A 9382-nucleotide genomic window follows, 5' to 3' on the forward strand; every position below is an offset into this window, starting at 1 on the left:
CAACACCCATCTTGCGGAGGGAAGAATGTTTAGGACACCGGAAGGCAAGGACATTTTCGTGGTCGATGGCCACACCCATTTCTGGGACGGCAGCCCGGAGAACCAGAAGAATATCCACGGCAAGCAGTTCATCGACTGCTTCTACGCCTATCACACGGGGCTGAGCCCCAAGGACCAGCTGTGGGAGAAGAGCAAGTTCGAAAAGTACAGCGCCGACGATCTCTATCGCGACTTGTTCATCGACGGTCCCGATGATGTGGCGATCGTCCAGTCGACCTATCTCAAGGACTTCTACAACAAAGGCTTCAACACGATCGAGCGCAACGCCGAGGTGGCCAAGCGCTATCCGGAGCGTTTCATCGTCAATGGCGCCTTCGATCCGCGCGATGGTGAGAAGGCGCTCGAGTACATTCACTTCCTCAAGGAAACCTACGACGTCAAGGGCGTGAAGATGTACACGGCCGAATGGAACGGCGCTTCCAAGGGCTGGAAGCTCACCGATCCCGATGCTTACAAATGCTTCGAACTCTGCGACAAGCTCGGCATCAGGAACATCCACGTCCACAAGGGCCCGACGATCCTGCCGCTCAGCAAGGATGCGTTCGACGTGCATGACGTCGATCACGCGGCGACGGATTTCCAGGGCCTCAACTGGATCATCGAGCATTGTGGCTTGCCGCGCCTCGACGATTTCTGCTGGATCGCGACGCAGGAAACCAACGTCTATGGGGGGCTTGCGGTGGCGCTGCCCTTCATCCATTCCCGCCCGCGCTATTTCGGCGAGGTCATCGCCGAACTGCTGTTCTGGATCGGGCCGGAGAAAATCCTGTTCGGTTCCGACTACGCGATCTGGACGCCGCGCTGGCTGGTGGAGAAATTCTGGACCTATCAGATCCCCGAGGACATCGCCGCGGAACGTGGTGTGCAGCTGACCGACGAGATCAAGGAGAAGATCCTCGGCCTCAACGCCGCGCGTCTCTACAACATCGACATCGAAGCCAAGAAGAAGGCGCTCGCCAGCGCGCCCTTCAGCATCGCGGCGGAGTAGGGGCCATGGCAACCGCCAGCGTTTCCGGCAACCGCGAGAAGGAACTCTGGCGGCGCCTTGGTGAGGTCAACGACCCGGAGCTCGACGAACCGATTACCGAGATGGGCTTCGTCGAGCGGGCGCAGGTGACGAGCGATGGCAGTGTGGGGATCGACTTCCGCCTGCCGACCTACTGGTGCTCGCCCAACTTCGCGTTCCTCATGCTGGACGGCGTCCGCAAGGCGCTCGACCAGCTCTCATGGTCGCCTGTCTATCGCGTCAAGCTGCACGATCACATGTTCGCGGAAGAGGTCAATCGCGGCATGGAAGCCGGCAAGACATTCGGCGATATTTTCGCCGGGCTCGCCGAGGATCAGGATCTCGGCGCTTTGCGCGAAACCTTTGGGATGAAGGCCTTCAAGCGGCGCCAGGAGGCGCTTCTGCGCGGCCTGCGGCAGAACGGCCTGACGGATCGGGAAATCCTCGGCATGGACCTGCCGGCATACGACGGCGCGCGGTTCGAACCGGGCGAAGCGGCCAAACAGAAGCCGAGGTACAGGGCGGCTCTGCTTGAGCGTTTTCCCGACCGCCAGCCGGATGATCCTGTCTTCGTGACCTGGGAAGGGCAACGCATACCGGCTGGCGCATTCGATGCCCATCTCGCCGAACTGCGCGGTGTCCGCGTCAATATGGAGTTCAATGGCGCGCTTTGCCGTGGGCTCAAGCAGACCAGATACAAGGAACTGGACATGGTCGACGGCGAACCGACGCTGGTCGATTTCATCATGGATCGCGTGCCGGCACGGGCCGCGCCGACCGCCTGAAGCAGAGCTGAAACAACGGCCTCCCTTGCACGAGGCCCCTAACCAACAACCCGCCCGTAAGGCGGAAGGAGGAATCATGCCCAAAATAATGCTTCACAATTCCGAAGCCCGCCGTGCTCTCGCCCGTGGTGTCTTTCGGTTGGCCGCTGCAGTCGAGCCGACACTCGGCCCCAAAGGCATGAACGCCATGATCGACCGGCCGATCGGCACGCCGATGGTGACCCGCGACGGCGTCAGCATCGCCTCCGAGATCGAACTGCACGACCGTTTCGAAAACATGGGCGCGCAGGTCGTCCGCGAAGTGTCGATGCAAACCAACGAGGTCGCCGGCGACGGCACCACGACTGCCATCGTGCTCGCCAACGCGCTCATCCAGGGTGGTGTGGAGGCGAATGAACGCGGCGCGAAATCCGTCGATCTGTGCAAGGGCATCGACCTTGCCGTGGCGGCGGTGGTGACGGCGCTCAAGGCTTCGGCCAAGCCCGCCAAGGGCAACGGCATTCTCGCTTCGGTCGCCAACATCGCGGCGACCAATGCCAAGCTTGGCGCGCTGGTAGCGGAAGCCCATCAGCGGGTAGGGGCCGAAGGCGTCATCACCACGGACTTCAGTGTGACCACCGAGACCACGCTCGATGTGGTCGAGGGCATGTCCTTCGAACGCGGCTATCTCTCGCACCACATGGTGACCGATCAGGAAAAGATGGAGGCGGTTCTCGAACGGCCTTACATCCTGATGACCGACCTCAAGATCAAGGAGCCCGGGCAGCTCGATGCGGTTCGCCGCATTGCCGACGAGGATGGTCGGCCGCTGCTGATCGTGTCCGAGGAAATGTCGCCGGAAGTGGTGGTGACGCTGCTCGGCAAGCAGGGACCGGGAAAATACCTCGTCGTTCACCCGCCGGAATATGGCCATTGGCGCAAGGCGATGATGGAGGATTTGGCCATCATCACTGGCGGCAAGGTGATCGCGCGCGATCTCGGCGGCCGGCTGGAGGACATCACCGCCGACGATCTCGGAACGGCTGACCGGGTGAAGACCAGTTCGTCCTACACCTCGATCATTCGCGGCGGCGGCGACCATGCGGCCATCGCATCGCGCCGCGCCCAGGTGCAGCGGCAGTATGAAGCCTCGCCGCCGAACATCGATCAGGACAAGCTGCGCGAACGCCTGGCCAAGCTCTCTGGCGGGACCGCGATCCTTTATGCCGGTGGTGTCACACCGGTCGAGCAGAAGCGAACCATTCAGCTCATCGAGGATTCGCTGAATGCGGTGCGCGCCGCATCCGAAGAGGGCGTCGTTGCCGGCGGCGGCTCGGCGCTTGCCCAGATCGCGCCGCTGCTCGACAAGGTGGCGGCCGGCGTCGACGGCGATGTCGCCGAGGGCGTGCGCCTGGTGCGCTCCGTGCTGACGCGGCCACTGTGGCGCATTGCTGCCAATGCCGGCGCCGATCCCGAAGCGGTGGTGGTCGAGGTCACCCGCATCAACGGCGGCTACGGCTACAACGCATCAACCGGTGCGTACCAGAACATGTTCGAGGCAGGGATCATCGATCCGGTTCGTGTCACCTACACTGCGCTCGCCAACGCAGCTTCGGTGGCAACGCTGATCCTGACCACCGAAACGCTGATTGGCCATCTCGCCGAGGATGAGGATCCGACGGCCGGACCGGCTCGCGGCGGCGGCTCTGAAAAGCTCGGCCGCGCCTGAAGCAATCCAAACAATCTCGACGTTGAAAGGATACGACGATGAAAGCTGCCAGACTGTACGAATACGATCCGCATACGAACATCCAGCTCAGGATCGAGGAGGTCAAGGCGCCGACGATCACCGCGCCCGACGAGGTGATCGTGCGGGTCGGTGCCGCCGGCCTCTGCCGCACCGACCTGCACATCATCGAAGGCGTGTGGAAGCCGACCATGGATCCTGAAGGTACGCTCTTGCCCTACATCATGGGCCACGAGAATGCCGGCTGGGTCGAGGAGGTCGGCAGCGGTGTCAGATCGGTCAGGCGCGGTGACGCGGTAATCTGCCATCCCTTCCGCTCATGCGGCATCTGCCTCAACTGCCGGCATGGCGAGGACATGTATTGCGACAATGGCCAGTTCCCCGGCCTTGGCATGAATGGCGGCTTCGCCGAATATTTCATCACCAGCGAGCGTTCGCTGATCAAGCTGAATGCCAATGTCACGCCGATCGAGGTGGCGCCGCTGGCCGATGCCGGGATCACCGCCTACCGCGCCGCCAAGCGGGCGGCGAAGCTCTTGAGGCCGGGGAGCTACTGCGTCCTGCTCGGCATTGGCGGGCTCGGCCATATCGCGCTGCAATCGCTGCACGCGATTTCGGGCTGCCGCATCATCGCCGTCGATCGCGAGCCGGCAGCACAGGTGCTGGCCAAGGATCTTGGCGCCGACTACGTCCTTGATGGCGGGCCGAACATCGTCGAGGAGGTCAGCCAGATCACCGGCGGCGGCGCCCATGTGGTGATCGATTTCGTCGGTGAACTCGGTGTCGAGAACATCTGCTGGAAGATGGTGCGCAAGGGCGGGCAACTGTTCGTCGTCGGCTATGGCGGCAATATCAACGTGCCGACCGCGCATCTCGTCATCGAGGAGATCAACATCGGCGGCAGCTTGGTCGGCAATTTCACCGAGCTTGTCGAACTGATGGAACTGAACGCCGACGGCAAGGTGAAGATGCACTACACCGAGTATAACCTCGCAAGCATCAACACCGCGCTCGACGATTTCAAGAACCGGCGGTTCACCGGACGCGGCGTCATCGTTCCCTGAAACATTTGGACCGAACGTGGCGGAACGGCTACCGCGTCCGGTTCGATCTGACTGCTTGCCTGACCCGGCAAGCCTTCCTTCTGAGCTCCGTGGCTGATGCCATGGCATTTCCGTATCGGGACGTCAGCGAAGCGCGATCCTGAAACGAGTTTCCTTGCTTCGTGGTGTGGAAAAGGGGAGGACAACATGGATCTTGTTACAGGGCTGGCCGTCGTCATCGGCATTATGGGTGGCATTGCAACGTGGGCAGCGATCACGATCGGCAACCCCTATCTGCTGATCTGGGCGGTATTTGTGGGCTGGGGGAGTTTCTATCACTGTGGCGGCAAGGCAGCCGGGTTCAAGAATTCGGCGGTTGCAAACCTCTGGGGAGCGATCTGCGCCGCCGGCGCATTGATAGCACTGACGTCCATTGGTGTTACGGCGATCATGGCCGGCATTTGCGTCGGCATTTCAATCATAGTCCTGATTCTTGCCGCCAAGCTGCCTTTGCTGAGCGCCATTCCGTCAGCGGTCTATGGCTACGCAACGACCGCCGCGCTTTTTTTGCTTGGCGCCACCGCTTACGGCGAAGGCATCAGCGGCATCACCAGGGTCGCGGCCGCCGTGGTTATCTCGCTGATCATCGGCAACATTCTCGGCTACGTCTCGGAGAAAGTGACCGGTGCTGTCGTAAAGGCCTGATCATTCCTGCGACCGCTGCCTGAAGGCAAGCTAGGCGACGAACTTCCCCAACCCCGCGGCGCGAATGCCGCGGGTTTTTTGTGTCGGCGCGATTGGGTCTAGAGGAAGCCGCGTCGGATGCCGTATTGTCCGAGCTTGCGATAGAGCGTCGGCCGCGAAATACCGAGCCTCAGCGCGACCTTGCTGAGATTGCCACCCTCTGCGGCGAGCGCGTTCTTGATGACTTGGCATTCTGCATCCTCGAATGTGCACACCGGTGCTGCGAGCATGGCAGCGGGATGATCGCCGTGCATGGTCATATTGTTGCGATTGCCCGCACTGATTTCCCCGGGAAGATCCTGAAGCTCAACGGTGCCGCCGCGCGCCAAGATGTGCAGCCGCCCAACGAGGTTCTTCAGTTCCCGCACATTGCCCGGCCAATGGTAGGCGAGCAGGGCCTCGAGCGCTTCGTGCGAGAATTCCAGCGGGTCCTCGCCTGCTGTGGCGGCGATCTGCCGGTTGAAATGTTCGATCAGCAGCAGCACATCCTCACCACGCTCGCGCAGCGGCGGGACCGTGATCGAGACCGCACCAATTCGATAATAGAGATCGCGGCGGAAGCGGCCGGCGGCAACTTCCTGCTTGAGATCGCGATTGGTCGAGGCGACCATGCGCACATCCACTGGGCGACCCCGGCTGTCGCCAATGCGGTTGACCACGCGCTCTTCCAGGACACGCAGCAGAAACGGCTGGATCTCGAGTGGCAATTCGCCGACCTCGTCGAGACTGAGGACGCCGCCGTTGGCGAGCTCGAAAACACCTGGCTTGCCTTCCCGCGAGGCGCCGGTAAAGGCGCCGGCGACATGGCCGAACAATTCGCTGCCAAAGAGATCCTTGGTGATCGCCCCGCAATTCATCGCGATGAACGGATCGTTCGCCGCGCGCCGGCTGCCTGCATGGACGAGCCGGGCAAACAGCTCCTTTCCAACTCCCGTCTCACCTTCGACCAACAACGAAGCCGCACTGTTCGATTGAGCGACACGACAGGCGATTTCAACGGCGGCCAGCAGCGCCTCACTCTTGCCAACGATCATGGCGACAGCATCCTGAAGGTGCTTGCTCGCTTCCCTACGGACCACCGTCACGCTGGAGACTGCCGGCACGGACGGGAACACCAGTGCCGCGCCGCGGAGGTCGCCGTCGAGCTTGAGTGGCGTGATGTGGCAGGATCGCAGATGTGCCGGCAGCGCCTTGGCGAGGTCGGCGTCCGACCCGGACGACGGAAGGTTCATCAGCCAACGGCCACGACCAGGTTCCATCGGACCGTCCATCATTTCTGTGGTCTCGCCGTCGGGCACGTTGTTGCAGAAGATGGCGCGGCCGCGATGGTCGACGATCACCAGCCCGTCTTTTCGGCGGTAGCTGGGAGCCGAAGAAATGAAGGCTTCGAGCAGGCGCGTGCGCTGTTCCTGCTGCTGTTCGGCCAAGGCCTTTTCGATTTGCCGGGCTGTGGCGGCAACGAGCGCGGTGTTGTGCGGCCGGAAGATCGGCGAATAGCCTGACAGGTCGACGACGCCGATGATCTTGCCGTCGAGCGGATCGCGGATCGGCGCGCCAGCGCAAGTCCAGGATTTGATGCCGGCGCAGAAATGCTCGGCCGCATGGACGAAAGTCGGCTCTCCGGTCCACAGCGCCGTGCCGATGCCGTTGGTTCCGACGGCATCCTCGTTCCATTTGCCGCCGATGGCGAGGTGGATATCCATGCCGTCATGCAGCGTCTTCTTGTCGCCGATGGCGTCGATCAGCACGCCGTCGCTGTCGGCCAGAACCAGCATCGCGCCCGTCCCATCCAGCAGCTGGCCAAGGGAGGCGAACGACCGCCGCGCCGCCGAAAGCAGTTCGGCATTGGCGCGGGTCAGATATTCGATCTCGTCGCGATCACTGCTCAGCGGCGCTTCAATACCTTGAGCGTTGATGCCGCCGGTGGCGCTGCGATACCAGGAATCGTGAATGAGGGAGCGGACGTGGTTTGGGTGGATTGGACCGCTGGCACATTTGGGCTCGTCGGCCAGAAAAGTTTCCCAGGCGCGCATGGTAGCGCGCTCGTCATAGTCAATGTTGTTCAGAACCATTTGCCCCGCGGCCGGCGACGCACGCGCCGGAAGAGCATCGATCTTCATCTGATTGGGGCCCATCTCGCGTTTCATTCAGTCATCACAGAACCTTGAGGCATGCCATTTCTGTATGCTGTCGCGTTCGTATGCTGTCGCGGATTGGACGTGCACAAGCGCGCCCAGGCGTCTGCAAGTCAGTCAATGCCAAGCTTCGCGCCGATGTCGGCGGCAAGCTGCTCTTCGGTGTAGGCGGCGGCAAGACGGGATCCATCCAGGTCGGCAAGCGCCTCGGCGACGGTTTCGTCCACCGGCGAGAAAAAGCCATTCTGCTTCGTTGCCAGGACGAAGATCTGTTCGCCACTCCGGTTGCGGATATCGCCGATGTGACGAAGCTGGCGGCCTGTGTTCTGATCCTTCGAAATTACGCGGCCGTTCATGGTGACCTGGATGGACGGCTTGGCTTCGGCCACCGGTGCAGCGCCGCCACCAACATGGATGATCAGACCTTCCGCCTTCGGTTGCTGGCGTGGCTTCCTCGAAGCCGAATAGCCGCCGCCGCTGATCTGGTCGGCAAGGCGAACGATGGTCGAGCGGTTCTGCTCGATCAGTCTTTTGACTTGTACGTCCTCGCGCCGGGGGCCATCCCGCTTGGAGATAATCTCAACCATGAATCCTCCCAGATTCGCTCAGGGTTGCCGTTCGTACGGCTCATTTCTTGTTTTGTCGTACGGCTCATTTCTTGTTTTGAGTGAACTCTACACCGCCTCGGTCAAGTTCGCCATTCATATCACATAGCGCCAAAATTCGGGTCGCTGGTAGCAGGCCGCTGCTACACGGAGTCTTCGGTAATCGGACGTTTTGACTAATGCCTGCGTGTCAGGCCGCCTTGTTCGTGAATTCCGAGGGTTCGCTTTCGAGTGATTGCCTGTCACGCAGATAGAGCGCGCACGTGGTGCGCAGCATGGAGGCAAAGTTCGGGATGTGGCCGTTGATCTCCAGCGCTTCGTCGTAAAGCGTCGAGAGGAATTTTGGCGCCGTCATCCTCTGTGCATGGGCGATCTCGTCCAACAGCGTCCAAAAAGTGGCCTCGAGCTGGATGCTCGTCGAATGGCCACCTATTCGAACTGAGCGATTGACCAGCCGATACCCTTCCGGATCCTGCTCGGCAAAGACCTTACACATGCGAAGACCTCCCGTTTGATGTTGCTTTAGGCCAAAGCGGTTTCTACGCCCATTCGCCGGATGATACCAACCCAAAGCGCATTTCCCACTCCCATTTGCAGTGACTACAATCGGATTTGGTGCGTAGACCAGCCTTAAGCCAATTTCTCGACGTGGTAACCGGCTGCCACCCATTTTTGCAACCAATGGGCCACGGTTGGCGGTATCCGAGACCGCGCGGCAGACAGGAGGCTCCTTTGGCGAAAGCAATTCATTCGATGATCCGGGTGGTGGACGAGAACCTGTCGGTCAGTTTCTACAAAAGCGCATTCGGACTCGATGTTGCGGACCGGTTGGATTTCGTCACGTTCACACTGGTTTATCTGCACAATGCGGAAGCCGATTTCGAGCTTGAACTGACGATCAACAAGGGCAGGGAAGAGCCCTACGCGCTTGGTGACGGCTATGGCCACATGGCTCTTTGCGTCGACGATATCGAGACAGAACACAAGCGCTTGGCGGCGGCAGGTTTCAATCCGCGAAAAATTGTCGAGTTCAACCACGAAGGCGAGCTGCTTGCGCGGTTCTTTTTCGTGAGCGACCCCGACGGTTACCAGATCGAAGTGCTGCAGCGCCACGGCCGCTACCAATAGGGCGTTGCGCGCCGCATGTGGCAGTGCAATCTGACTTGGCTGTCGGCCCAGGGCATGAGTGCCAGCGTGCGGCTCAGCTGGCGGCCGATCGACGCCTGGAGCTTACTGGATCGGCGTCTCGCCGCGAAACAGCGGCTGGTGCGCCCGCAT

At 61.3% G+C, this 9382-nt stretch carries 9 protein-coding genes; 6 read left to right on the top strand and 3 right to left on the bottom strand.

Features of this window, described 5'->3' with window-relative positions:
- The first annotated feature begins 25 nt into the window (after positions 1 to 25).
- The 5 genes from NKI85_RS33285 to NKI85_RS33305 all read left to right on the top strand — a co-directional run bounded on the left by NKI85_RS33285 (position 26) and on the right by NKI85_RS33305 (position 5325).
- Entirely contained in the window at positions 26 to 1048 is a 1023-nt protein-coding gene (locus NKI85_RS33285) for an amidohydrolase family protein (RefSeq protein WP_352531479.1), read from the top strand.
- Between the two features lie 5 nt (positions 1049 to 1053).
- A complete protein-coding gene (locus tag NKI85_RS33290; protein ID WP_352531480.1) occupies positions 1054 to 1851 on the top strand; it encodes an iron-sulfur cluster assembly protein in 798 nt (265 codons plus the stop codon).
- A gap of 76 nt (positions 1852 to 1927) precedes the next feature.
- Positions 1928 to 3559, top strand: a complete 1632-nt coding sequence (locus tag NKI85_RS33295) for a molecular chaperone GroEL (RefSeq protein WP_352531482.1) — start codon at positions 1928 to 1930, stop codon at positions 3557 to 3559.
- A 38-nt stretch (positions 3560 to 3597) separates the two neighbouring features.
- A complete protein-coding gene (locus NKI85_RS33300) occupies positions 3598 to 4641 on the top strand; it encodes an NAD(P)-dependent alcohol dehydrogenase (protein WP_352531484.1) in 1044 nt (347 codons plus the stop codon).
- Positions 4642 to 4827: 186 nt separating this feature from the next.
- Positions 4828 to 5325 carry a DUF1097 domain-containing protein gene (locus NKI85_RS33305; RefSeq protein WP_352780187.1) on the top strand — a complete coding sequence of 166 codons (498 nt, stop codon included), beginning with the start codon at positions 4828 to 4830 and terminating at the stop codon, positions 5323 to 5325.
- Positions 5326 to 5423: 98 nt separating this feature from the next.
- On the opposite strand, the gene NKI85_RS33310 is transcribed toward NKI85_RS33305, so the two are convergent.
- The 3 genes from NKI85_RS33310 to NKI85_RS33320 all read right to left on the bottom strand — a co-directional run bounded on the left by NKI85_RS33310 (position 5424) and on the right by NKI85_RS33320 (position 8600).
- Entirely contained in the window at positions 5424 to 7511 is a 2088-nt protein-coding gene (locus tag NKI85_RS33310; RefSeq protein WP_352531488.1) for a sigma-54-dependent Fis family transcriptional regulator, read from the bottom strand.
- A 101-nt stretch (positions 7512 to 7612) separates the two neighbouring features.
- The gene (locus tag NKI85_RS33315) at positions 7613 to 8086 is read right to left on the bottom strand and encodes a hypothetical protein (RefSeq protein ID WP_352531490.1); all 474 of its coding nucleotides are present in this window, start codon (positions 8084 to 8086) and stop codon (positions 7613 to 7615) included.
- Between the two features lie 208 nt (positions 8087 to 8294).
- Entirely contained in the window at positions 8295 to 8600 is a 306-nt protein-coding gene (locus NKI85_RS33320) for a ribbon-helix-helix domain-containing protein (RefSeq protein ID WP_352531492.1), read from the bottom strand.
- 236 nt (positions 8601 to 8836) lie between these two features.
- Here NKI85_RS33320 and NKI85_RS33325 point away from each other — a divergent pair, with 236 nt between their 5' ends.
- Positions 8837 to 9232, top strand: coding sequence for a VOC family protein (locus NKI85_RS33325; RefSeq protein ID WP_352531493.1), 396 nt, complete (start codon positions 8837 to 8839; stop codon positions 9230 to 9232).
- Positions 9233 to 9382 lie beyond the last annotated feature (150 nt).

It is taken from the genome of Mesorhizobium sp. M0571 (assembly GCF_040320985.1).
GTDB lineage: Bacteria > Pseudomonadota > Alphaproteobacteria > Rhizobiales > Rhizobiaceae > Mesorhizobium.